Origin of the sequence: Amycolatopsis rhabdoformis, from assembly GCF_035918295.1 — a bacterium.
In the GTDB taxonomy this organism is placed as follows: Bacteria; Actinomycetota; Actinomycetes; order Mycobacteriales; family Pseudonocardiaceae; genus Amycolatopsis; species Amycolatopsis rhabdoformis.
This window is the reverse complement of the sequence record NZ_CP142149.1, coordinates 4,611,888-4,634,983: the sequence shown is the minus strand read 5'-3', so window position 1 is coordinate 4,634,983 and position 23,096 is coordinate 4,611,888. Positions and strand designations below refer to the sequence as shown.

General features: G+C 70.1%; 22 protein-coding genes. 16 read left to right on the top strand and 6 right to left on the bottom strand.

The window, feature by feature from the left end; all coding sequences use genetic code 11:
* The first annotated feature begins 77 nt into the window (after positions 1-77).
* Complete coding sequence (locus VSH64_RS21140; RefSeq protein WP_326837366.1) at positions 78-515, top strand: winged helix-turn-helix transcriptional regulator; 438 nt, start codon at positions 78-80, stop codon at positions 513-515.
* A gap of 141 nt (positions 516-656) precedes the next feature.
* Here VSH64_RS21140 and VSH64_RS21135 read toward each other — a convergent pair whose 3' ends face one another.
* The 3 genes from VSH64_RS21135 to hxlA (VSH64_RS21125) all read right to left on the bottom strand — a co-directional run bounded on the left by VSH64_RS21135 (position 657) and on the right by hxlA (VSH64_RS21125) (position 2,388).
* On the bottom strand, positions 657-1,277 hold the full coding sequence (locus VSH64_RS21135) for a GPR1/FUN34/YaaH family transporter (protein ID WP_326837365.1): 621 nt from the start codon (positions 1,275-1,277) through the stop codon (positions 657-659).
* Positions 1,278-1,433: 156 nt separating this feature from the next.
* Positions 1,434-1,703 (bottom strand): hypothetical protein, encoded by a 270-nt coding sequence (locus VSH64_RS21130; protein ID WP_326837364.1) that lies wholly within the window; start codon positions 1,701-1,703, stop codon positions 1,434-1,436.
* A 55-nt stretch (positions 1,704-1,758) separates the two neighbouring features.
* On the bottom strand, positions 1,759-2,388 hold the full coding sequence (gene hxlA, locus VSH64_RS21125; RefSeq protein ID WP_326837363.1) for a 3-hexulose-6-phosphate synthase: 630 nt from the start codon (positions 2,386-2,388) through the stop codon (positions 1,759-1,761).
* A gap of 347 nt (positions 2,389-2,735) precedes the next feature.
* Between hxlA (VSH64_RS21125) and pqqB the strand changes: the two genes are divergently transcribed.
* The 8 genes from pqqB (at position 2,736) to VSH64_RS21085 (ending at position 11,579) form a co-directional block, all read left to right on the top strand.
* The gene (pqqB, locus tag VSH64_RS21120; protein WP_326837362.1) at positions 2,736-3,647 is read left to right on the top strand and encodes a pyrroloquinoline quinone biosynthesis protein PqqB; all 912 of its coding nucleotides are present in this window, start codon (positions 2,736-2,738) and stop codon (positions 3,645-3,647) included.
* Positions 3,644-4,339, top strand: coding sequence for a pyrroloquinoline-quinone synthase PqqC (gene pqqC / locus VSH64_RS21115; protein ID WP_326837361.1), 696 nt, complete (start codon positions 3,644-3,646; stop codon positions 4,337-4,339). The genes pqqB and pqqC overlap by 4 nt, the downstream gene beginning before the upstream one ends.
* Positions 4,339-4,614 carry a pyrroloquinoline quinone biosynthesis peptide chaperone PqqD gene (pqqD, locus tag VSH64_RS21110; RefSeq protein WP_326837360.1) on the top strand — a complete coding sequence of 92 codons (276 nt, stop codon included), beginning with the start codon at positions 4,339-4,341 and terminating at the stop codon, positions 4,612-4,614. The genes pqqC and pqqD overlap by 1 nt, the downstream gene beginning before the upstream one ends.
* The gene (gene pqqE / locus VSH64_RS21105) at positions 4,611-5,717 is read left to right on the top strand and encodes a pyrroloquinoline quinone biosynthesis protein PqqE (RefSeq protein ID WP_326837359.1); all 1,107 of its coding nucleotides are present in this window, start codon (positions 4,611-4,613) and stop codon (positions 5,715-5,717) included. The genes pqqD and pqqE overlap by 4 nt, the downstream gene beginning before the upstream one ends.
* Before the next feature lie 3 nt (positions 5,718-5,720).
* Complete coding sequence (gene pepN, locus VSH64_RS21100) at positions 5,721-8,216, top strand: aminopeptidase N (RefSeq protein WP_326837358.1); 2,496 nt, start codon at positions 5,721-5,723, stop codon at positions 8,214-8,216.
* A 252-nt stretch (positions 8,217-8,468) separates the two neighbouring features.
* Positions 8,469-9,509, top strand: coding sequence for a LysR substrate-binding domain-containing protein (locus tag VSH64_RS21095; protein ID WP_326837357.1), 1,041 nt, complete (start codon positions 8,469-8,471; stop codon positions 9,507-9,509).
* Between the two features lie 54 nt (positions 9,510-9,563).
* Positions 9,564-10,541: a class I fructose-bisphosphate aldolase gene (locus VSH64_RS21090; RefSeq protein ID WP_326837356.1), complete on the top strand. Its 978-nt coding sequence runs from the start codon at positions 9,564-9,566 to the stop codon at positions 10,539-10,541.
* Between the two features lie 96 nt (positions 10,542-10,637).
* On the top strand, positions 10,638-11,579 hold the full coding sequence (locus VSH64_RS21085; RefSeq protein WP_326837355.1) for a fructose-bisphosphatase class II family protein: 942 nt from the start codon (positions 10,638-10,640) through the stop codon (positions 11,577-11,579).
* A 71-nt stretch (positions 11,580-11,650) separates the two neighbouring features.
* Here the strand turns inward: VSH64_RS21085 and VSH64_RS21080 are convergent, their stop codons facing one another.
* The gene (locus VSH64_RS21080; RefSeq protein WP_326837354.1) at positions 11,651-12,136 is read right to left on the bottom strand and encodes a ribose-5-phosphate isomerase; all 486 of its coding nucleotides are present in this window, start codon (positions 12,134-12,136) and stop codon (positions 11,651-11,653) included.
* 632 nt (positions 12,137-12,768) lie between these two features.
* Between VSH64_RS21080 and VSH64_RS21075 the strand changes: the two genes are divergently transcribed.
* The 5 genes from VSH64_RS21075 to VSH64_RS21055 all read left to right on the top strand — a co-directional run bounded on the left by VSH64_RS21075 (position 12,769) and on the right by VSH64_RS21055 (position 18,364).
* A complete protein-coding gene (locus VSH64_RS21075; RefSeq protein WP_326837353.1) occupies positions 12,769-13,317 on the top strand; it encodes a manganese efflux pump MntP in 549 nt (182 codons plus the stop codon).
* A gap of 71 nt (positions 13,318-13,388) precedes the next feature.
* Positions 13,389-15,620, top strand: coding sequence for a catalase/peroxidase HPI (gene katG, locus VSH64_RS21070; RefSeq protein ID WP_326837352.1), 2,232 nt, complete (start codon positions 13,389-13,391; stop codon positions 15,618-15,620).
* Positions 15,621-15,839: 219 nt separating this feature from the next.
* Positions 15,840-16,295, top strand: a complete 456-nt coding sequence (locus VSH64_RS21065) for an MSMEG_3727 family PQQ-associated protein (RefSeq protein ID WP_326837351.1) — start codon at positions 15,840-15,842, stop codon at positions 16,293-16,295.
* A gap of 16 nt (positions 16,296-16,311) precedes the next feature.
* Positions 16,312-17,994 carry a PQQ-dependent dehydrogenase, methanol/ethanol family gene (locus VSH64_RS21060; RefSeq protein ID WP_326837350.1) on the top strand — a complete coding sequence of 561 codons (1,683 nt, stop codon included), beginning with the start codon at positions 16,312-16,314 and terminating at the stop codon, positions 17,992-17,994.
* Between the two features lie 157 nt (positions 17,995-18,151).
* On the top strand, positions 18,152-18,364 hold the full coding sequence (locus VSH64_RS21055; protein ID WP_326837349.1) for a recombination activating protein 1: 213 nt from the start codon (positions 18,152-18,154) through the stop codon (positions 18,362-18,364).
* A 21-nt stretch (positions 18,365-18,385) separates the two neighbouring features.
* Here the strand turns inward: VSH64_RS21055 and VSH64_RS21050 are convergent, their stop codons facing one another.
* Positions 18,386-19,780 carry a DNA-binding protein gene (locus VSH64_RS21050; protein WP_326837348.1) on the bottom strand — a complete coding sequence of 465 codons (1,395 nt, stop codon included), beginning with the start codon at positions 19,778-19,780 and terminating at the stop codon, positions 18,386-18,388.
* A 370-nt stretch (positions 19,781-20,150) separates the two neighbouring features.
* Here VSH64_RS21050 and VSH64_RS21045 point away from each other — a divergent pair, with 370 nt between their 5' ends.
* Positions 20,151-21,602, top strand: coding sequence for a DNA-binding protein (locus VSH64_RS21045; protein WP_326837347.1), 1,452 nt, complete (start codon positions 20,151-20,153; stop codon positions 21,600-21,602).
* Here VSH64_RS21045 and rpe read toward each other — a convergent pair whose 3' ends face one another.
* Entirely contained in the window at positions 21,603-22,289 is a 687-nt protein-coding gene (rpe, locus tag VSH64_RS21040) for a ribulose-phosphate 3-epimerase (RefSeq protein ID WP_456062098.1), read from the bottom strand. It lies immediately after the preceding gene.
* A 153-nt stretch (positions 22,290-22,442) separates the two neighbouring features.
* On the opposite strand from rpe, the gene hxlA (VSH64_RS21035) reads away from it, so the two are divergent.
* Complete coding sequence (gene hxlA, locus VSH64_RS21035; protein ID WP_326837346.1) at positions 22,443-23,072, top strand: 3-hexulose-6-phosphate synthase; 630 nt, start codon at positions 22,443-22,445, stop codon at positions 23,070-23,072.
* Positions 23,073-23,096: the final 24 nt, after the last annotated feature.

The window sequence follows — 23,096 nt, the reverse complement described above, 5'->3', positions numbered from 1 at the left end:
GGCTGTTCGTTTCGGCCGACCTGGGCACGAACACCGCTGTTCGTGACCGACGTGACGCGCGCAGGTACGGTGAACGCGTGAAGGACTTCAAAGCCGTGCGCACCGACGTCCGCCGCACCGTGGCCGAGACGCCGAGCGCGTGCGCGCAGTGGGGCGACCGGGACGCGGACTTCATCCGCGAGATCCTCGACCTCGTCGGCGACAAATGGAGCGTGGCCCTCCTGGGCATTCTCGACGGCGGTGCGCTGCGCTATTCCGACCTGGCCGCGGCGGTGCCGGGAATTTCCCAGCGAATGCTCACCCTCACGCTGAAGCAACTGCAACGCGACGGTTTCGTCCGGCGGATTTCCCACGCAGAAGTGCCCCCACGCGTCGAATACGGCTTGACGACGCTGGGGGCTTCACTGCTGTCGGCGGTGCTGGGTCTGGCCGGGTGGTCCGCGGAGAACCAGGTGCTGGTCCGGCGGAGCCAGGCGGAGTTCGATGCGGACAACGCCGCCGAGGGTGACGCTTGACGCTGGCCGAGGTCGGCTGCGCCGGACCACCGTCCTCCGACCCGCCGCGAACATCCACTTCGGACGCCACCGGAGCCCGCGACCGCGGGCCTTGGCGCGCACCGGGTGGGCGGTGAGCGGACACGCCCACCCGGTCGCAGTTCAGCGCACCACCGGGCGGCCCATCGGCAGCGGCTTGCCGCCCGTGGCGACGGAGGCGGCGGAGGCGAACAGGTAGATCCCGACCGCGGTGAAGGCGAACACCGCGTACCCACCGGCGGTGGTGGCCCCGGTGGAGGATCCCACCGTGCCGTACAGCACCAGGGCGAGCGCGAGGTCCACCAGCACGAACAGCAGGGTGAACGCGGCGGGCAGGCGCAGCGTGGTCAGCGTCAGCAGGCCGATGGTGATCAGCCAGGCGATCAGGAACAGCCCCTGCGTCGCGATCGCGGCGTCGGGGGTGATGCCGAACCAGTTGTGGGTCAGGCCGAGCACCAGGGCGGCGTAGCTGAGCCAGAAGCCGGCGAAGATGCCGAACACGGCGGCCACGGCGCTCTCGCCCAGGGCGGCCGCCCACACGGCGGCCACGAGCTGGCCGATGCCGGTCGCGGGCAGGATGATCGCGATCGAGGCGCCGACGGCGGCGGCGGGGACGTAGCCGGTCAGGACCAGGCCGAGCGCGGTCGCGCCGGCGATGAAGGTCGGCACGCCGATCATGGCGGGATCGCCGACGGGTACGGAGCGGGTGGTGGGGGCTTCGACGGCAACTTCAGTGGTGGTCATCGTGGAACTCCTCGTTGAGCTGCGAATGATCCTCGGGTGCCGGTCGGGCGGGGCGGCCGCGACAGCGGACTCAGAGCACGGGACTCAGGGCACCGGACCGGCCGAGCGGGCGGGGGTCCACCGGCCGGCGCACGCGGCCGGTGGACCCCCGGTCGGTCACGGGCTGCCGGGCCACATCGTCGACAGCTCCGGGTGGTCGTCGTCGAGCAGGCGGTGCGCCAGCGCGATCGCCTCTTTCGGATCGAGCTGGTCGAACGCGGGATCCCCGTGGGCGACGCCCTCGAAGGTGTCCGCCAGCTCGCTCGCCGCGGCGGCCGACAGGCTGCTGTCCTGGCCGCACTTCACGTAGCGCAGCCGGAGCACGCCGGCGGCCTGCAGCATCAACGCGCCGTAGCTGTCGCGTGGACGGGACTTCTGGTCTGCCATACCGGCTCCCTTGTCTCTGGAGCCCGCCGGCGCGGTGCCGGTGAGCCGGGTGGGGTCAGCGGGTGGCGTGCTTCTTGAGCTCGGCGGCCGCGGCGCCCGGGTCGGCGGCGTTGTAGATCGCGCCGCCCGCGACGGCCACCACCGCACCGGCCTCGCGCACCGAGCCGATGGTGTCGACCTTCACCCCGCCGGCGATGGAGAACGGCACGCCGGCCGCGCGCCCGTCGGCGAGCAGCTGGTCGATCGAATACCCCGGCCGGGCCTGCTCGTCCAGACCCGCGTGGATCTCCACGAACGCCACACCCAGCTTCGAGACCTCGCGGATGCGCGCGACCCGTCCCTCCACCACGCCGATCATGTCGGCCACGACCTGCTTGCCGTACTTGGTTCCCGCCGCCACGGCACCACGAATGGTGTCGTCGTCGACCGTCCCCATCACCGTGACCAGATCCGCGCCGGCCTCGAACGCCAGCGCCGCCTCCAGCTCACCGGCGTCCGCGGTCTTCAGGTCCGCGAACACCAGCTTGTCCGGGTGCGCGGCCTTGATCGCGCTCACCGCCGCGATTCCCGCCGCCTTCACCAACGGCGTACCCAGCTCGAGGATGTCGACATGGTCGGCAACCTGACCAGCCAGGGTCAACGCCGAAGGGAGATCCAACACGTCCAACGCCACCTGCAACCGCACAACAAACTCCTCAGGGGAAACGAGATCGGCCAAGTCGTCTCACGATCACCCGCTCACCCGAAACGCGGCAACAGTCCGGCACATGCGCAAACACAATCCCCCCATGCGCACCCCGAATAGCCTCCGCCGCCCGGGACCGCTCGTGCCGGGGCCGTCGCCGTTCGTCCGTGATCCGGTGCCGGTCGTTCGCGGCCGGTTGCCAGGCCCGGGCACGGGCCCAGAACCTTGTCGAAGACAAGCCGGGCCGAAGGCCGAAAAGTGCGGGAGGACGCCATGAGGTGGCAAACGCCTGATTCCGCGGTGGGCGGGGTCCGCTCCGAACCCGGCCTCCGGCGGGGTTGAGCGCCGTGTTCGTCCATTGTCTCGGAGTGGCGGCCGGCGGGGGATTTCCGCAGTGGAACTGCGCTTGCGCCGGGTGCCGCACGGCCCGGGCCAAGCCCGAAGTCGCGTCGATGCACGCCGGGATCGCGGTGTCGGGCGACGGTGAGCAGTGGTTCCTGCTCAACGCGACTCCCGACGTCCACCACCAGATCGCGGCGGATCCTTCGCTGCACCCAGGTCCGGGGATCCGGGAGACGCCGGTCGCCGGGGTGCTCCTCACCGACGCGGAGTTCGACCACACCATCGGCCTGCTGATGCTGCGGGAGGAATCGACGCTCACGGTGTACGGCACGGCGCCGGTGCTCGAAGCGCTCACGTCGTCGTTCCCGGTCCGGGAACTGGTGAGTGACTACGCGGCTTTCTCCTGGTCCCGGCTCGAAATCGGCAAGCCGCTGGAGCTCACCGACCGGGTGCGCGTGACCCCCTTCAAGACCGGGTCGAAGCCGCCGCGCTACGTCGGGCAGGGGCGGCACTCGCCGGCTTCCGGCTCCTCGTCGGAGTGGGAAGTGGGCTTCCGCCTGGAGGACACGGTCACGGGCGGCACGGTGGTGTACGCGCCGACGCTGCCCCGCTGGGACGAGCAGTTCGCCGAGCAGGTGGCCGCGGCCGACTGCGTGTTCCTCGACGGCACGTTCTGGACGGACGACGAGATGTCCTGCCAGGGAGCGGGAAAGCGGACCGGACGCTCGATGGGACACATGCCCGTGAGCGGTGCGGACGGGTCCGCTCGCGCGCTGGCCGCGCTCGCGGCCGACCGCAAGATCTACACGCACATCAACAACACGAACCCGATTCTCGACGAAGCGTCCCGGGAGCGGCAGTGGCTGACGGGCCTGGGCATCGAGGTCGGCCGAGCCGGTTTGGAAGTGGAAGTATGAACGCTGGGTCCACGGAAGAGTTCGAAGCGCGGCTGCGGGCGATCGGAGAGAAGCGCTACCACCACCTCCACCCGTTCAACGAACGGATGCACGCGGGCACGCTGACCGAAGAGGAATTCCGGGGGTGGGTGCGCAACCGCTTCTACTACCAGGTCAACCTGCCGGTGAAGGACGCGTTCATCCTGACCAAGCTCCCCGGCCGCGACGACCGGCGCCGGTGGATCCAGCGCATCATCGACCACGACGGGCGCACGGGCGACGAAGGCGGCATCGAGAAGTGGGTCCGCCTCGGCGCGGCCGTCGGCCTGACCCGCGAGCACCTGTTCGACAACGACACGGTGCTGCCCGGCGTGCGCTTCGCCGTCGACGCCTACGTCGACTTCTGCCGACGGCAACCATGGCTGGAGTCCGTGGCCTCGGCGCTCACCGAGCTGTTCGCCCCGGATCTGCTGAGTCGGCGCATCACCGACGTCCGCGCCCACTACCCGTGGATCGCCACCGAAGGCCTGGAGTACTTCCGGGCGCGGCTCACGCAGCAGCCCAAGGACATCGCGCACCTGCTCGAACTGGTGCTGAACAACGCGAAGACCCGGGAGCAGCAGGACGCGTGCGCGCGGGCGCTGGAGTTCAAGTGCGACGTGCTCTGGAGCCTGCTGGACGCCGTCGAACTCGCCTACGGCAAGAGTTCCTGATGGCGGGCGGCGATCTCACGGCCACCCCGCGGCTGGCGACCAAGGCGATGCTGAAACACGACAGCGTCCGGGACGTGGAGCTGCTCCTGCTGCCGGAACGGGTGGTGCTGCTGAACAAGTCCGGCGCGGCGATCCTCGGGCTCTGCGACGGCAGCCGCACCGTGCGGGAGCTGGTCGAGCAGCTCGAGCGCGACTTCCAGGCGACGGACCTCGAGAACGACGTGATGTCGTTCCTCGAGGACGCGAGTGGACGCGGCTGGGTGGTGGTGAAATGAGCGGGGCACCCCAGCCCTTCGGGCTGCTGGCCGAGGTCACGCACCAGTGCCCGCTGCACTGCGTCTACTGCTCGAACCCGTTGGCGCTGCTGGAAAGGCAGGACGAGCTCACCACCGAGGACTGGACGCGGGTGATCGGGCAGGCGGCCGAGCTCGGTGTCGTGCAGGTGCATTTCTCGGGCGGCGAACCGCTCGTGCGCGGTGACCTGGAGACGCTGGTCGCCGAGTGCCGGCGCCTCGGCTTGTACACCAACCTGATCACCAGCGGCCTCGGGCTCACCGAGCGCAGGGCCGAGTCGCTCGTGGCGGCCGGGCTCAACAGCGCGCAGCTGAGCATCCAGGGCGACGCCGCGGAATCGACGGACCTGGTGGCGGCGAGCAAACGGTTCGACAAGAAGGAGGCGGCCGCGCGCATCATCCGCGACGCGGGCCTGCCGTTGAACATGAACGTGGTTCTGCACCGGCTGAACCTGGACCGGCTCGACGCGATCATCGACGTCTGCGTGGAGTGGGGCGCCGAGCGGCTGGAGCTCGCCAACGCCCAGTACTACGGCTGGGCCCTGCGCAACCGCGAGCTGCTGATGCCGAGCAAGCCGCAGCTCGACGAGGCGGTCGGCGTCTACGAACGCCGCAAGGCCGAGCTCGCCCGGCAGATGGAAATGCTCTGGATCCTGCCGGACTACTACGAGCCCTATCCCAAGCCGTGCATGGGCGGCTGGGCGCAGTCGGCGTTGACCGTGTCCCCGGACGGCGTGGTCTACCCGTGCCCGGTCGCCGCGGAGATCACGACGATGGAGTTCGCCTCGGTGCGCGACCACGACCTCGCGTGGATCTGGACGAAGTCCGAGGCGTTCGAGGCGTTCCGCGGCACGGACTGGATGCCGGATCCGTGCCGCAGCTGCGTGCGCAAGGAGATCGACTTCGGCGGCTGCCGGTGCCAGGCCTTCGCCCTGACGGGCGACGCCGCCCGGACCGACCCGGTGTGCCAGCACTCGCCCGACCACGGGCTGGTGCTCGACGCGCTCGTGCGGGCCAACCAGGAGGACGCCGGCGACGGGCAGCTCGTGTACCGCCGGCCGACGGTTTCGGCGCGAGAGCCCTGACCGGTGGCCCTCGAAGGCCGCGCTGCCGTCCGCGACACGCTCACGCGGGACGAGGCGGCGGCGCGGTCGGCCGAGATCTCGCACGTCCACTACGCGGTGGACCTCGACGTGACCGCGGGGGAGCGGACCTTCATGACGAGCACGGTCGTGCGGTTCCAGGCTCGGACCGCGGACGCCGTCGTTTTCCTCGACTTCGCCGGTGCTGTCGAGTCGGTCGAGTGCAACGGCCGCGCGGTGCCGGACGCGCAGCACGGGCCGCGCGTTCGGGTTACTGTGCGACCCGGCGTGAACGAGGTCCGGGTGACCGGAACCGCGCCGTACTCGCGCACCGGCGAAGGGCTGCACCGGTTCCGTGATCCGCTCGACGGCGAGGTGTACCTGCACACCAAGTTCGAGCCGTTCGCGGCGCACCGCGTGTTCGCCTGCTTCGACCAGCCCGACCTGAAAGCCACGGTGGAGCTGACCGTGACCGCCGAAGAGGGCTGGGTCGTGGTCGCCAACACCGATCCCGTGCCCGTGCCCTTGCCCGATGGGCGCTCGACGTGGCGCTTCGGTCGCACGCCTCCGCTGCCGCCGTACCTGGTGGCGTTCTGTGCGGGCCCGTTTCGCCGGTTGAGGTCCAGCCACCACGGAGTGCCGCTGGCGCTGTACGCGCGGAATTCACTCTTCGCGCAGCTGCGCGCCGACGCACCCGAGATCTTCGAGGTGCTCGGCCGCGGTCTCGACCACTACCGCCGCCTGTTCGGCCTGGCGTACCCGTTCGCCAAGTACGACCACGTCTTCGCGCCCGAATACGCCTTCGGGGGCATGGAACACCCGGGCTGCGTCACGCTCAACGAGCGGTTCCTGTTCGCCCACCGCGTGATCGAGGACAAGCGGCGCCGCCGGGCCGAGGTGCTGCTGCACGAGATGGCGCACATGTGGTTCGGCGACTACGTGACCCTGCGCTGGTGGGACGACCTGTGGCTGAACGAGGCGTTCGCGGAGCTGATGTCCGTGCACGCCCAGACCGTGGTGACGCCGTACGGGGACGGCTGGACCGCCTACACGCACCACGCCCTGCCCGCGGCCCGGCACGCCGACCGGCTGCCCACGAGCCACGCGATCCGCGTCGACACGCCGGACACGGATGCGGCCCGGGTGAACTTCGGCCCGATCGTCTACAAGAGAGGCGCGGCGGTGCTGCACGACCTCGCCGAGCGCGTGGGGTGGACGTCGTTCGCCGCCGGGGTTCGCGCGTACCTGCGCGCCCACGCGTGGGGCAACGCCGGCCTCGAGGATTTCGTGGCGGCGCTGCGGCAGGTGTCGGACGGGGTCGTCGACCGGTGGGTGACCGAGTGGTTGCTACGGCCCGGCGTGAACACGGTCGAGGTGTCGCGAAGGGAGGGTCGGGTGCGGCAACTGTCCGATCCGGACGTCGCGCCTCGCCACCTGAAACTGACGATCGCGGCGTACGACGACCGCGACGGAAAACTGCTGCGGGTTCGGCACCCGCGCGTGTCGCTCACTCCGTGGAGGCTCGAAGCCACGTTGGACGAGTTCGGCAGCCCCGATCTGCTGGTGCCCAACGCCGACGCGGCGGGCCACGTCAAGGTCAGGCTCGATCCGCGGTCTCGGCGGACGGCGTTGCGCGGCCTGTCCACATTGGATGATCCGCGCGCGCGGGCGGTGGTGTGGGGAGCGCTGTGGGACGACGTGCTCGACGCGCGGCTGCCGGCCCGCGCCTACGCGCAGGCCGTTCTCACGCACGGACCGCGGGAGACCGACGGTGTGGTGGAAGCGCTGCTGGAGCGCGCGGTCACGGCCGTGCAGGTCTACGGCGCCGCGGACTTCCCCTTGGCGCACCGGCTGCACGAGCAGCTGGCGGACGCCGCGGCGGGCAGTGATCGGCAGCTGGTCCTCGCGCGGGCGCTCGTGAGCGCCGTCGCCGATCACGGCCTGCTCGCCGAGCTCGGGGGCGGGCGATCGCCGTGGCCGGGCCTGGACGTGGACCGGGATCTGCGGTGGCGGGCGCTGGTCCGCCTTGCGGCCACCGGAGGCGAGCTCGACGGGCTGCTCGACCTCGCGCGCGCGGCCGACCCCGGCGACAGCGGACGCCGCAACGCGCTCGAGGCCGAAGCGGCGCGTCCCACTGCTGCCGCGAAAGAGCAGGCGTGGACCCGTCTGTTCGGTGACGACCTCTCGCTCGCGGAGAAAAAGGCTGTCCTCGCAGGGTTTCGGCAACCGGGCCAGGAGGCCGTGCTCACCCCGTACGCGGATCGCTACCTGCGGGCGCTGGCCGACCGGGTGGACGGGCGGCCCGAGTTCGTGCTCGCGTTCGCCCACGCGCTCTTTCCCCGCTACACCTTCGCCGAGCAGCGCGTGCTGGCCGACATCGGTGATCTGGTGGCGAGCGAGGTGCTGTCCGGCGCAGTGGTCAAGGTCGTGCGCGAGGAGCGGGCGGAACTCCTTCTCGCGCGCGCGGCGCGCGCCTGTGACACGGCGGATTTGGAGCGTTGACCCCCGCGGTGCCCGAACCGGTGTGAACGAACGGGAGTCCTCCGAGGACGAACGGGGCGGTGGGTGCGACGAACGGGACAGTGAGCCAGATCACCGTCGCCGAACGCCGCGGCCGGCCCGTAGATGACCACCGGCACACCGTTCATTCTCGCCCGGTGCGCGTTCGTTCCCGGCCGATTGACCAGGCCATTCCACCGCGGGCACTCTCGTGGTCACGGCGAGTCGCCGGTTTCCGAGCGAGAGGGTGAAACCATGGTTCTTCCGTCCAAGATGCCTCAGCTCGCCGACCTCGATTTGCTGCTGTCGGTGGAGAGTTACGGCAGCGTGGGAAAAGCCGCGCAGGCGCACAGCCTTTCCCAGCCGGCCGCCAGCATCCGCATCAGCGCGATGGAACGGCGGCTCGGTCTCCGGCTGCTCGAACGCTCTCCCGCCGGCTCGAAGCTCACCGAAGACGGGGAGATGCTGGCGAAGTACGCCCGCAACGTGATGCACGCGGCGCGCGAGCTGCTGGAGTTCGGCTCCGGCGCCCGTTCCTCGGAAGAGAAGCGGTTGCGCGTCGCCGGCAGCCCGGCGATCTCGGAGCACCTGATCCCCGAGTGGTTGAACCGGCTCGGGTCCTCGTTCGGCGAGGCCCGGGTCGAAGTGCGGACCGGCAACGTCGACACGCTGCACCAGCTGATCCGGGAAAGTCACGTCGATCTCGCTTTCATCGACGGCTGGTGCCACGCGGGAAGCCAAGGGCCGCACCACTTTCGCGACGAGATGGTGACCCGCTTCATCTGCGAGGACCGGCTCGCCGTGGTGGTCGGATCGCGGCATCCGTGGGCCGTGCGCAGCACTCCGGTGCCGGTGCGGGAACTCGCGGCCGAGCCGCTGGTGCTGCGTGAGCGCGGCTCCGGGCTGCGGGAGTTCACCGACGAGCTGCTGGGCATCGGCGGCGGGCCGGGCGGCTACGTCGAGTTCCCGTCCACCTCCGCGATCAAGCAGACGGTCGCGAACAGCCGGAGGGTGACCGTGCTGAACCTTTCGGCCGTGCAGTCCGAGCTCGCCGAGGGACGGCTGCACCGCGTGGCCGTGGACCGGGAGATGCCGGCCAAACCGCTCTACGCGGCGTGGAGCGAGCGCCGGGGCCTGCCGGAGTGTGCGGTCGAGCTCGTGGAGATCGCCGCGTCGAAGGGCACGCCGGTCCCGGTGATCGGGCCGGGCCGGAAACCGCGCGAAGCGGGCTCGCGCAAACGGGCGCGCCCGCGTAACCCGAACCTGGCGATGGACGTCCGAGAGTCGATCGCCTGAGCCGCACCGCCCACCCCACACCGTCCGGTGTCGAACACAGGAGGAGCAACGCCAGTGTCTGCCCTGAACAAGATCGCGCGAACCATGCTGTCGAACCGGCGTGGCATCCTCGCCGCCGACGAGAGCATCGGCACGATGTCCTCCCGTCTGGAGAAGGTCGGCGTGAAACCGACCGAGGAGAGCCGCCGGGTGTACCGGGAGCTGATCGTGACCACGCCTCGGCTCAGCGAGTCGATCAGCGGGGTCATCCTCGCGGACGAGACCTTCCACCAGAAGGTGTCCGACGGACGCACGTTCCCGCAGTTCCTCGACGACATCGGGATCCTCACCGGGATCAAGGTCGACACCGGGGCCAAGTCGCTGGCGGGCTCGCCGGAGGAGAAGATCACCGAGGGGCTCGACGGGCTGCGCGAACGCGTCGCGGACTACGTGCGGCTCGGCGCGACGTTCGCCAAGTGGCGCGCGGTGATCACGATCGGCGAAGGCACGCCGTCGGACGCCGCGGTGCGGGCGAACGTGCACGCGCTGGCGCGCTACGCCGGCCTCTGCCAGGAGGGCGGGCTGGTGCCCATTGTGGAGCCCGAGGTGCTGATGGACGGCGACCACTCGCTGGCCCGCTGCCGCGAGGTGACGACCGCCGTGCTCGCCGAGCTGTTCGAAGAGCTCGACCTGATGCGGGTGCAGCTCGACGGCATCGTGCTCAAGCCCAACATGGTGGTGGCCGGATCCGGCAGCGGGGAGCAGCCGTCGGTGGCGGACGTCGCCGCGGCCACGGTGGAGACGCTGCGCGAAACCGTGCCGGCGTCGGTGCCGGGCATGGCTTTCCTGTCCGGCGGGCAGAGCCCGGAGGTGGCGACGCAGCACCTCGGGGCGATGCAGAAGCTCGACCCGCTGCCCTGGGAGCTCACCTTCTCCTTCGGCCGGGCGCTCGTCGGGCCGGCGCTGGAGACCTGGCGCGGCGACGAAGGCAACCGGGCCGCCGCCCAGAAGGTGCTCGCCGAGCGCGCCGCCGCGAACTTCGCCGCTCGCTGAGCCCCTGATCGCCGCGGGCGACCGGATCTGCCGAGCGGGTTCGGTCCGGTCGCCCGCGGCTTCCCCGTTGTTGCCGGTTCGAGTGGATCGAGAGTGATGAGCGTTCAGGAATGGGCTGCCACCGGAGCCGCGCGAGGACCTGACCAGTCCCTCGCGCTCGAGCTCGTGCGGGTGACCGAGGCCGCCGCGATCGCGGCCGGCCGGTGGGTCGGGCGGGGTGAACGCGGCAGCGGCCGGATCGCCGCCACCCACGCGATGCACGAACACCTCCGGTCGGTGCCGATGCGGGGCACCGTGGCGATCGGCGAGGAAGGCACCCCGATCCTGTTCCGGGGCGAGGACGCCGGCCTCGGTGAGGGGCCGGTGTGCGACCTCGCCCTCACCGCGGGAGACGGTGCCCTGGCACCGCTCGGGGACGTGCCGAACTCCCTGGCCGCGATCGCCGTGGCGGAGCGGGGCGCGCTCTACGACGCGCCGCCGGGTGCGCTCGTGGAGAAGCTGGCCGTGGGCCCCGGCTGTGGCGCCGTCGTGGACATCACCCGGCCGATCGCGGAGAACCTGTGGTCGATCGCCGCGGTCAAGGACATCCGGGTGTCGGACGTGGTGGTCGGCGTGCTCAACCGGCCGCGCCACCGCGAGCTCGTGCACGCGATCCGCGACGCGGGCGCCCGCGTGCACCTGCTGGAGGGCGGCGACCTCGCCGGTGCGATCGCCGTGGCCCGGCCGGCCAGTACGATCGACGTGCTGCTCGGCAGCGGGGGAGCCGCGGAAGCCGTGATCGCCGCCGCCGCGCTGTCCTGCCTCGGCGGCGCGCTGCAGGTCCGCGTCCGCCTCGACGGCACCGACAAGACCCTCCACACCGGCGACCTGGTCCGCGGCGAGGACATTCTGTTCTGCGCCACCGGTGTCACCGGCAGCGAGCTGCTGCGCGGGGTCCGCCACCACGCGGGCCGCATCACCACCCAGTCCATTGTGGTGTCTTCGCGGCCGGGCACGGTGCGGATCGTCGAGTCGGAACGCGAACAACGGCTCACCTGAGCCTGAGCCGCACCTCCCGCACCGAACCGGGGGCCGTCGACCGAGGTCGGCGGCCCCCGGTTCGCTTGCGGTCAGGGCGCTGAAGAGCGGGTTCCGGGCAACGCGGGCGGTTCGCCCGTGCGCTCGTACTCCGCCATCAGCTCGATCCGGCGCTGGTGCCGGCCGCCTTCGAACTCGGTGCCGAGGAAGGCGTCCACGATCAGCTCGGCCTCCGCGACGGAGTGCATCCGGGCGCCGAGCGCGGCCAGCTGGGCGTTGTTGTGCCGGCGGGCGAGGCGGGCGGTGTCGACGTTCCAGGTCAGCGCGGCGCGCACACCGGGGACCTTGTTGGCCGCGATCTGTTCGCCGTTGCCGGAGCCGCCGATCACGAGGCCGAGGCTGCCGTGGTCGGCGAGGACCCGGCGCGCGGTTTCGATGCAGAACGGCGGATAGTCGTCTTCGGCGTCGTGCTCGTGGGGGCCGACGTCGGTCACGTCGTGGCCGTGCCCGGCGAGGCGCTCGGCGAAATGGTTCTTCAGTTCGAGTCCGGCGTGATCGGAGCCCAGGTAGATTCGCACCGCACCAGAATAAATCCGTATTCTCGGAATGCGGCGCCACTTGTCATCGGGATTGCTTTCGGCTCCCTTTGGCATTTTCTATGGCCCCGCCGCGGCGGAACCCGATCGGCGGAAGAAGATCGACTGCTACTCAGCGTAGGATCCGGCGCCCGCGCGGGCCGCCGAACGGGGGGTACCGCCGGTGGCCCCGCCCGTCCCGCTCGTCGGCGCGGGGCCGCCGTTCGGCACCGGTTGCCGTCCGCTGGTTCAAGGTCGGTTGCGGCCGCTCCGTGAAATCCCAGATGCTCGTTCATGGCCGCGAAATTTCGTGACGATTTCCTCGGAGTTACGCGGGCACGGATGTCCGGTTTTCGCCCGATCGCCGGGCGCAGTCGACAGGAGGAGCAAGACATGAAGTGGGAAACTCCGGAGTACACGGTCGTCGAGGTGTGCGCTGAAGCCACCGGCTACTTCTACCGAGGCTGACAACGCGGGGCCCGGTGGGCCCGTTCCACCAGTTTTCCCGTAGCCGCGGCGGATGGCCGAGATCCGCGATCGGACCACTCCCGCGCTCGCACAAGGCCCCGGCTCCCGGACCCCCACCGGGCCGGGGCTTTGTGCCACCCTGGTCCCTTCTCCCGAGGTGGTTCCCCGTGAATCTCGAATTCCTTCCGCTGATCGCGCTCGCCTTCGGCCTCAGTCTCGACAACTTCCGCTCGTCCATCGCGATCGGGACCATCCCGTTCGGCTGGAAGCGCGCCCTGCAGGTCTCCCTCGTCTTCGGGCTGTGGGACGCGGTGGGGCCGCTGCTGGGCGGGTTCCTCGGGCGCTTCCTGGGCGACTTCCTCGGCGAAGCGGCCGACTGGGTCGGCGCCGTGGTGCTGGGCCTCTACGGCGTGTACTTCATCGTCAGCGCGATCCGGAACCCGGAGCCGGAGGACATGGACCACCCGTGGATGACGCTCTTCGGGATGCCGCTCTCGCTGTCCATCGACAACTTCATCGCCGGCGCCGGCCTGGGTCTCGCCGGGTTCTCGCTCATCATCCCGATGTTCGTGTTCGGCGCCATGACCGTGGTCATGTCGTTCGTCGGCCTGTACGTCGGGCGGATGGCGGCCAAGATCATCCGGGTCCGGTCCGACCTGGTCAGCGGGATCTCGCTGCTGGGCGCGGCGATTCTGCTGCCGCTGGTCTTCGGTTGACGTTGCGCGCGCGGAGAGCCGGCTGATCGGACCGGTTCAGTGGACCGGCTCAGTGGACTGGGAGGAGACCGATGCCCGAGAATCCCGACACCCACGTCTACCGCACCTACGACAAGGTCCTGGGCGAGGGAGGCCGGCGCCGCGGCCACCCGGAGTCGGGGTACCTGAACGAGGACTGGTGGCCCGAGCGCGTCGACCTGAAACCGTTGCGGCGCAACCATCCCGCCGCCAATCCGCTGGGCGCCGGCTTCGACTACGCCGCGCAGTTCGCCACGCTGGACCTCGACGCGCTGGCACGCGACGTCGACGAGGTGCTCACCACCTCGCAGGACTGGTGGCCCGCCGACTTCGGGCACTACGGCCCGCTCGTGTTACGCATGGCCTGGCACGCCGCGGGCACCTACCGCGTCAGTGACGGGCGCGGCGGCGCGGCCACCGGGATGCAGCGCTTCGCGCCGTTGAACAGCTGGCCGGACAACCGCAACCTGGACAAGGCGCGCCGGTTGTTGTGGCCGGTGAAGAAGAAGTACGGGCAGCGGATCTCCTGGGCGGACCTGATGGTCTTCGCGGGCAACCGGGCGCTGGAGTCCATGGGCTTCCGGACGTTCGGGTTCGGCGGCGGCCGGGTCGACGTGTGGGAGCCCGACGAAACGTACTGGGGACCGGAACGCACGTGGCTGGCCGAAGAACGCTACAGCGGCCTGCGTGAACTCGACGAACCCTTGGCGGCCACCGAAATGGGGCTGATCTACGTCGACCCGCAGGGTCCCGCCACCAACCCCGACCCGCGCCTCTCGGCCCGCGACATCCGCGCGACGTTCAAGCGGATGGGCCTGGACGACGAGGAGACGGTGGCCCTGATCGCGGGCGGGCACACCTTCGGCAAGACCCACGGCCCGGCCGACCCGAACGTCGTGTCCGGGCCCGAGCCCGAAGCCGCGCCGCTCACCGCGCAGGGTCTCGGCTGGGCCGGCGGCCACGGCAGCGGCATCGGGCCGGACGTGGTCACCACCGGGCTGGAGGGCATGTGGACCCGCACGCCGGTGACGTGGGACCACACGTTCTTCGAGACGTTGTTCGAGTACACCTGGGACGTCGAGCTCAGCCCGGCGGGCCTGTGGCAGTGGATCCCGAGCGGCGGACAGGGTGAGGACACCGTGCCGGACCCGTTCGACCCGGACGTGAAGCACCACCCGGTCATGCTCACCACGGATCTCGCGTTGCAGGAAGACCGCGCCTACGAAGCCATTTCCCGCCGCTTCCTGGCACACCCGGACCAGTTCGAGGACGCGTTCGCGCGAGCGTGGTTCAAGCTGACGCACCTCGACCTGGGCCCGGTGCACCGCTACCTGGGGTCGCTCGTTCCGGCCGAACGCCTGATCTGGCAGGACCCCGTGCCCGACGTGGACCACGAGTTGGTCGACGCCGCCGACGTCGCCGCGCTCAAGCGGGAGATCCTCGGGTGTGGCCTCACGACCGCGCAGCTCGTGGCCACCGCGTGGGCCTCGGCTTCGACCTACCGCGACACCGACAAGCGCGGCGGGGCGAACGGGGCGCGGATCCGGCTGGAACCGCAGAACGGCTGGGCGGTCAACGAACCCGAGCAGCTGGCGGTCGTTCTCCCTGCCCTGCAAGCGATCCAGGACCGGTTCACCGCCGCGCAAGCAGGGGACAAACGGATCTCGATGGCCGACCTGATCGTGCTCGGCGGGTGCGCCGCGGTGGAACACGCCGCCGCGGCCGCCGGCCACGAGATCACCGTGCCGTTCCGGCCCGGGCGCACCGACGCGACCCAGGAGTGGACCGACGTCGAGTGGTTCGGCCCGCTGCGGCCGACGGCGGACGGCTTCCGCAACTACCTGGGTGAGGGTTTCCGGCTGCCTCCGGAGCACCTGGTGGTGGACCGGGCGGACCTGCTGACCTTGACCGCGCCCGAAATGACGGTGTTGCTCGGCGGGTTGCGGGTGCTCGGCGCCAACCACCGCCGATCGCGCACGGGCGTGCTGACGTCCCGGCCGGGGACGTTGACGAACGATTTCTTCGTGAACCTGCTCGATCTCGGGACCGTGTGGGCCCCGAAACCGGGCGGCGGCGCCTTCACGTGGCTCTACGAGGGTCGTGATCGGGCCACCGGCGAGGTGAAGTGGACCGCGAGCCGGGTCGATCTCCTCTTCGGAGCGCACTCGGAGTTGAGAGCGCTTTCGGAGGTCTACGCGAGCGACGACGCCGGCGGCAAGTTCGTGCGGGACTTCGTGGCGGCCTGGGCGAAGGTCATGGAGCTCGACCGGTTCGAGCCGCGCTGATGTCCTCCGGGTGAACGGTACCTCTCGGCGGGCGAACGGCGGAGCAAAGCCATTATCTGGCAACGGGTTCCGGAATGGTCCGAACGGAGGTAGGGTCACATCTCGTTACAGGGCAAGGAAAATTCACATTCGACCCTGTAGTGCCGACACTTTCGCGCAGACCGTTTTCCGCGAAGTCGGTCTGACTGCCCCATCTTGTTGACGAGGAGGTGAAGTCCGATGACGATCGCCCAGGAACGAGATGATCTCCTGTCCGAGCTCAGCGGACAGAACAAGGCCACCATCGGTGCCGTGCTCGGGTCCGGCACGATCGCGAAAGCGACCGAGCGTGCCGACGGGACGATGGAAGCGACCATCACGATCCACGAGGACGCGATGACGTGGGACCCGGGTGTGCTGATCATGCCGCACTCCGGTGTCCTCGAGCTGACGATCATCAACGACGACAAGAACACCCACGCCTGCCTGCTGCCCAGCAACGGCGACAGGCAGTTCATCGGTCTGCTGAACCATTCGAAGGGCACCGCGACCCTCGAGCTGGACGGTCCCGGCTGCTACTGGTACGGCTCGCCGGCCGGCAACGACGAGGGCCGGGGTCTGATGGCCGCCATCGTCGTGACCGGTGAGGTGCCGCCCGAGGCCAAGCTCGACCGACCCGCGCAGCCGCGGCCGTAGAAAGGCAGGAACCCCCATGACTCTCGAATACGTCGACGCCGGAAAGGCGTTCAACCACAGCAAGTTGTCGAACCTGCCGCACAGCGCGCCGGACGTGACGCGCGGCGTCAACTACGAGCGCATCCTCCGGGCGCGCAGCGAGTCGGACAACTGGATCACCTACTACGGCGACTACGACGGCAAGCGGCACAGTCTGCTCGACCAGATCAACGCCGGCAACGTGAAGGACCTGAAGGTCGCCTGGATCTTCCAGGCGAGCGCGTCCGGCATGATCGCGTCCACCTCCACGTACGCGTTCGAGGCCTGCCCGCTGGTCGTGGACGGCGTGATGTTCGTGACCGGCTGGGACGGCTGGCTCTGGGCGCTCGACGCCAAGACCGGCGAGCAGCTGTGGCGCTACAAGCACGCGGTGCCGATCGACGTGACCCTGTGCTGCGCCAACGTGAACCGCGGCTGCGCGGTGGCCAACGGCAAGGTCTACATGGTGACCCAGAACGCGCAGCTGGTCGCGCTCGACGCCACCAACGGCCGCAAGATCTGGCAGAAGACCATCGGTGACGTGCGCGCGGGCGAGAGCGCTTCGATCGCCCCGCTGGTCATCAAGGACACGCTCATCACCGGTTCCGCCGGCGGCGAGTACGGCGTGCGCGGGCACATCGACTGCTGGGACCTCGAGACCGGCGAGCAGCGCTGGCGCACCTACACCGTGCCGAAGCCGGGCGAGCCCGGTTCGGAGACCTGGCCGAACGACGGTGAGGCCTGGCAGCGCGGCGGCGCGAACCACTGGGTCACCGGCACGTTCGACCCGGACCTGAACCTGTACTACGCGGGCACCGGCAACCCGGCTCCCGACTTCGACGGCGAGGTCCGCGAGGGCGACAACCTCTACACCGACAGCGTGGTCGCGCTGGACGTGGACACAGGCGAGATCAAGTGGCACTACCAGTTCACGCCGCACGACCTGTGGGACTACGACTCCACGATGGAGATGACCCTGTTCGAGCGGGACGGCAAGAAGCTGCTGGCCCACTTCGACAAGAACGGGTACATGTTCGTCCTGGACCGCACCAACGGCGAGCTGCAGCACGTGACGCCGTTCGTCGACCGGATCGACTGGGGCGTGATCACCCGCGACGGCAAGGTGACCCCGCGCAAGTACCCGGACAAGGAAGGCGAGCCCTGCCACTTCTTCCCCGGCCCCGCCGGTGCGAAGGAATGGACGCACGCCTCGTACAACCCGGACCACGATCTGTTCTACGTCCCGGTGGCCGACGTGGGCGCCACGGCCACGCGGCGTCGTCGCGAGTTCAAGGAAGGCATGCCCTACTGGGGTGCCGCCGTCGAGGTCGACATCGACAACATGGCCGGCTCGGTCAGCGCGTTCGACTCCCACGGCGAGGAGAAGTGGCGCCACCGGATGAACGCCATGCCGATGGCCGCTTCGACGCTCAGCACCGCGGGCGACGTGGTCTTCGCCGGCACGCCGGAAGGCGAGTTCCTGGCGCTGCACTCGCAGACGGGTGAAAAGCTCTGGAGCTTCCAGTGCGGCAGTGGGCACCACAGCAGCCCGAGCACGTTCACGGTCGACGGCAAGCAGCACGTCGCGGTGCCGGTCGGCTGGGGTGGCTGGCTCGAGGGCATCGTCCCGGGCATGTCGGGCCAGGGACACGGTGCCGCGCTGATCGTGTTCTCCCTGTGATCGCAGCACTCCGCTGATGCGGGACCCGGGATAGCTCCCCGAGGTTCCTCCGCACCGGCCGGTGGCCGAGCCGTCCCCCGAGACGGCTCGGCCATCGGGTCGGTGCTTTGGCGTTGGTCGGCAAGGAAAAGTCCGTGACGGAAACGAAGGTGACGTGATGAGCCAGTCTTCCGTGCCCACCCGCAACGACGACGACACGCAGGTGCGCCTGCCGTGCCTGTACTGCGGGGAGCGCTACGGGCCCGACGAGATCGAGCGGCACACCGAGCCGGTGCACTGCGGGCCGTGCATCACTTGCGTCGACAAACCCGCGTGCTTCGACTGCCGGCTGATGTACTGCGTGTGCGACGTGCACCAGTACCGTGGCTGACGAGCCGCGGGGGCTGCCGGGTCAGATGTCCAGGGCCCGGCGCACGGTCGCGGCGTTGCGCCGGGAGACCGGCACGAGGGTCTGCTCGGGGTCGTCCATGACCAGGAACAGCTCGCCCTTGTCGCGGCGCTCGACCTCCCGGATCCGGCTGAGGTTCACCACGTACTGGCGGTGCACCCGCAGGAACCCGGCGTCGGTCAGCTCGGCCTCGAGCCGGTCGAGTCCCGGCAGCGCGGAGCGCAGCAGCCCCTGGTCGCCCGAGAGCCACACGTCGTTGCCGTCGGACTGGGCGAACGAGACCTCGGTGAGGGGGAGCAGGACCATGCGGTTCTCGCGCGTCGCGACCAAGCGGTGCGGTTGCGCGCGAAGCGGTGCGTCCTCCGCCGAGCGGGGCAGCGGGTCCCCTTCGGACACCCCGAAGGTGACGACGTTGCCGACCAGGTGCCCGGTCAGGAACACCGGCCGGAAGCTGATCGACGTCGGTTCGTGCGCGAGCCGGGTGAAGATCTGCGTGGAGCCGGACCAGCCGGGGTTGCGCACGGCCTGCTGGGCGGCGTACTTGGCGGCCCGGATGAACTCGGGCAGCTCCGGCTTCCACCGCACGGTGGGCTCGGGCGCCGGGGTGGAGCCGGGGATGCCGAGCAGCACGCCCGCCGTGTCGTCGGCGAGCACGACCCGGCCCGCCGGGTCCACGGCCGCGAGCGGCGCGTTCGAGCCCGACTTGACGTGGTTGAAGGCGGCCATGAGTTCGTCACCGTCGTCCTTGGCGCGGCGGCGGAGGATGCGCTGCGTCATGGTGGCGGTGTTGCCCAGCCAGGCTCCCACAGTTCCGGGGAGTTCGCCGCGCCAGCAGGAGATGTTGAGCACCGCGATCGGTTCCCGGGTCACCACGTCCCGGATCGCCACGCCGGCGCAGGTCCACTCGTGGAAGGCCTCGCACCAGTGCTCGGCGCCGCGGATCACCACCGGAGCGTAGGAAAGGAGTGCGGTGCCCATGCCGTTCGTGCCGGTGGCGCCCTCGGACCAGCAGAACCACCGGGCCAGGTTGGCCTGGGCGGCGACCTCGCTGGTGGCCTGGTCGCCCCAGTGGGCCAGCACGCGGCCGGTGCCGTCGGTGATGGTCACGATGCCGCCGAGTGAGCTGACCTCGTGCGCCAGGGACGCGGCGCGGAACCCGAGCTCGGCGAACACGACGTCGTGCTCCAGCGCGTGGCCGACCTCCGCGACGGCCGCCGGGGCTTCGGTGAGGCCCGGGTCGACCCGGTGCTGGTCTCGGCAGCGGTGCCACGAGATCGCGATCTCCGGCCGCACCCCGCGGAGATCGTCTTCACCGCGGGCGAATCGCTCCCACGCCTGGTACACCGTCGCTTCACCGCTGCCGCGGGTGCTCGGGTTGAACCGGCGTACCTGTGCCATGGGAGACCGCCTTTGGTCTGTCGGACCGGGGCGCTGCGATGGGCCCTCGTCGCAAGGTAAATCCCGGTTCGGGTCCGCGGCAAGAACGGTGGGACGACGGTGAGGGAAGCGCCAACGAACGGTCGTGAACCGGAGACCGGCGGCAGCCGCCCGCCTTTCGACGGTCGCGTCCGGTGCCACGAATTCGCCCGTCGTCTGACCGGATTGCGCGGTTCTCGGCCCTGTTCGGCCAATCAGTTAGTGCTACAGCTACCTGCACTGACGACGTGAACATGTCTTGAAATGTCATCCCAACTGGAGTTAGTTTGTCACTTCTTTCTGTGCCCGACGGTCAGAAAACCTCGGTGCACCCAGCGACAAGGAGGTCGCGATGACCGGTCGAGTGCCGCCGCTGGTGATTGCACCGAGCAGGCCCAGCGGGCAAGGCCGGGGGCCCGACGGCTCCTTGGTGGCCACGACCTCGGCGAAGGAGGTCGTTCGCGCCTGGGAGAACTTCGCTTCGGGCGAGGACATCGAAACGGGGGTCCGGCCCGAGATCCTGGCTTCGTGGTACCGCTGCCGTGATCGCTACGACGTGGACCGCACGCTCGAAATCGCGCCGGGGGCCCGTGGCGACGAGGCCCAGCGCACGGACAACGGCGTGATCTACACGGCGCTCGGGGGACTGGGGGCGCTGGCCGGCCAGGCCGTGGAGCGCGACGGTGCGATCGTGACCGTCACGGACGGGGACGGACGGGTCCTGGGCACCTGGGGTGACCCCTCCGCGCAACGGCGCGCCGAACTGCACAACCTCGCGCCGTGGTCGTCGTGGTCGGAGGAGTGCACCGGCACCAACGGAATGGGCACTTCCCTCGAAGTGTCCGGTCCGGTGACCGTGACCGGTCCGGAACACTGGTGCGAAGCGTTCCACCAGTGGGCGTGCGCGGGGATCTCCATTCGCGACCTGGTGACCGGTGCGCCGGTGGCGTCGATCAACATCTCGCGGTGGAACGCGTCGCTGTCGAAGCTCGTGCCGCCGTGGCTCACCAAAGCGGTCGCGTGCGTGGAGCAGGAGATCTACCGGCGCGCGGTCTACGAAGCCGACAAAGTGCTCGCCGAGTTCAGCAAGAAGTGCGCGCAGTCCAGCGGTTCGTTCATGGCGATGGACCGCGGCGGGAACGTGATCGCGGCCAACGAGGAGGCGATCGCGCTGCTGGGGCTGGCGGGCGAAACCCCGATCGTCGCCGGCGCGACCGAGCCGGCCGAACGCTGGATCCCGGACATCGCCGGGATGCCGGAAGTGGTGCGATGGGCCAAGGAACGCGCGCAGGGCAACGCGGAGTGGAGCGGGTACGCGCGGCTCACGGTGTGTCCCGGTGAGGAGGCCGTTCCGCTCACCCTGCGGTCGGTCGTCGACGCGAACCACGTGGTGGGCATGTTGTGCGCGTTCGGGGTGGAAGACGGCGAAGCGTACGAAGGCACCGGCGACGACACGTTCGGCCCGCTGCCCCGGTGCGTGATCGGGATGCGCGACGACCGGCTGGTGCTGCTCGCCCCGTCGGAGATCCGCTACGCCGAGGCCGACCGCAACATCGTCTGGCTCGTCACGGAACGCGGCCGGATCCAGGCCGCCACCCGCGGGCTGGACAACGTCGAGCGGCTGCTGAAGCCGTTCGGGTTCCGGCGGGTGCACCGCCGGTTCGCGGCCAACCTGCGCCGGGTGGCGGAAATCGAGCGGGGCATCAAGGGCGAGCTTTTCCTGATCATGGACTCCCGCGCCCACGAGTTCGTGCCCGTTTCCCGGCGCCACGCCCCGGATCTGCGGCGGATGCTCGGCGTGTGATCAGCGCGCCCGGATCGAAAGCGCTTCCACCTGCCGGCGCAGGCCTTCCACGGCCTGCGCCGGATTTTCCGCCGCGTAGACGGCCGAACCGGCGACGAAACAGTCGACGCCGGCTTCGGCTGCTTGCTCGATCGTGTCGGCGTTGATCCCGCCGTCGATCTCCACCACCAGGTTCAGGTGGCCGGCGTCGACCAGCCGCCGCGCCCGGCGCACTTTCCCGAGCACGTCGGCCATGAACGCCTGGCCGCCGAAACCGGGTTCCACCGACATCACGAGCAGCGTGTCGTAGTGCTTGAGCACGTCGAGGTAGGGGTCCAGCGGCGTGTGCGGTTTGATCGCCAGCCCGGCCTTCGCGCCGGCGGCCCGCAGGTTTTTCGCGAGCATCACGGGATCTTCGGCGGCTTCCACGTGCACGGTCACGTTGTGCGAGCCCGCTTCCGCGTAGCCGACGGCCCAGCGGTCCGGTTTCTCGATCATCAGGTGGCAGTCGACCGGCAGCGCGGTGGTGGCCAGCAGCGACTGCACCACGGGCAGGCCCAGCGTCAGGTTCGGCACGAAGTGCCCGTCCATGACGTCCACGTGCAGCCAGTCCGCACCGCGTTCTCCTTGCACCGCGGCCATTTCGTCGGCGAGGCGGGCGAAGTCGGCGGACAGGATGGACGGAGCGATCAGGGGTTTGTTCGGCACGGTTTCGAGCGTAAGCAGCGAACGCCGGTCCGTGGGTATTGCTGCTGCGTATCGGGGGATAGCCGTTTCGCATGTGCCGGAGTATTGCCGGGATTCGCGTGACCGGGCGATGGTTGTGGGGCCAGCCGATCCCGTACCGATGAGGAGACTGTCGTGCAGTTGCAAGTGGCGTTGGACGTTCTGGACCTGCCCTCCGCGTTGACCCTGGCCAACCAGGTGGCCGACCACGTCGACATCCTCGAACTCGGGACCCCGCTGGTGAAATCGGCCGGCATCGCCGCGGTGAGCGCGATCAAGGCGGCGCACCCGGACAAGCTGGTGTTCGCCGACCTCAAGACCGCCGACGCCGGCGAGCTGGAAGCCGCGCTGGCGTTCGAAGCCGGCGCCGACCTGGTCACCGTGATGGGCGCGGTCGACGACGACACCATCCGCGGCGCCGTCAAGGCCGGACGCAAGTACGGAAAGCAGGTCGTGGCCGACATGATCAGCGTCGTCGACGGCCGCGTGGCCCGTATCCGCGAGGTCGCCAAGCTCGGCGTCGCGTTCGTGGAGATCCACGCGGGACTCGACGAGCAGGCCCGGCCCGGCTACTCGATCCAGCAGCTGCTCGAAGACGGCCGTCTGGCCGGGGTTCCGTTCTCCATCGCGGGTGGCGTGAAGGCCGACACCATCGGCTCGGTGCGCGACGCCGGCGCGGTCGTGGCGGTCGCGGGCGGCGCGATCTACAACGCCGGCGACCCGGGCGCCGCGGCGGCCGAGCTCAAGAAGCGCGCCAACCGCTGACCCACCGACCCGGCGAACCCAGGA

Bases quoted from the DNA above. Each gene is read 5' to 3' on its own strand.
- VSH64_RS21135 (WP_326837365.1), bottom strand. From the start codon at position 1,277: ATGACCACCACTGAAGTTGCCGTCGAAGCCCCCACCACCCGCTCCGTA.
- VSH64_RS21130 (WP_326837364.1), bottom strand. From the start codon at position 1,703: ATGGCAGACCAGAAGTCCCGTCCACGCGACAGCTACGGCGCGTTGATG.
- pqqC (WP_326837361.1), top strand. From the start codon at position 3,644: ATGAACGCTGGGTCCACGGAAGAGTTCGAAGCGCGGCTGCGGGCGATC.
- pqqD (WP_326837360.1), top strand. From the start codon at position 4,339: ATGGCGGGCGGCGATCTCACGGCCACCCCGCGGCTGGCGACCAAGGCG.
- pqqE (WP_326837359.1), top strand. From the start codon at position 4,611: ATGAGCGGGGCACCCCAGCCCTTCGGGCTGCTGGCCGAGGTCACGCAC.
- VSH64_RS21095 (WP_326837357.1), top strand. From the start codon at position 8,469: ATGGTTCTTCCGTCCAAGATGCCTCAGCTCGCCGACCTCGATTTGCTG.
- VSH64_RS21085 (WP_326837355.1), top strand. From the start codon at position 10,638: ATGAGCGTTCAGGAATGGGCTGCCACCGGAGCCGCGCGAGGACCTGAC.
- katG (WP_326837352.1), top strand. From the start codon at position 13,389: ATGCCCGAGAATCCCGACACCCACGTCTACCGCACCTACGACAAGGTC.
- VSH64_RS21065 (WP_326837351.1), top strand. From the start codon at position 15,840: ATGACGATCGCCCAGGAACGAGATGATCTCCTGTCCGAGCTCAGCGGA.
- VSH64_RS21060 (WP_326837350.1), top strand. From the start codon at position 16,312: ATGACTCTCGAATACGTCGACGCCGGAAAGGCGTTCAACCACAGCAAG.
- VSH64_RS21055 (WP_326837349.1), top strand. From the start codon at position 18,152: ATGAGCCAGTCTTCCGTGCCCACCCGCAACGACGACGACACGCAGGTG.
- VSH64_RS21050 (WP_326837348.1), bottom strand. From the start codon at position 19,780: ATGGCACAGGTACGCCGGTTCAACCCGAGCACCCGCGGCAGCGGTGAA.
- VSH64_RS21045 (WP_326837347.1), top strand. From the start codon at position 20,151: ATGACCGGTCGAGTGCCGCCGCTGGTGATTGCACCGAGCAGGCCCAGC.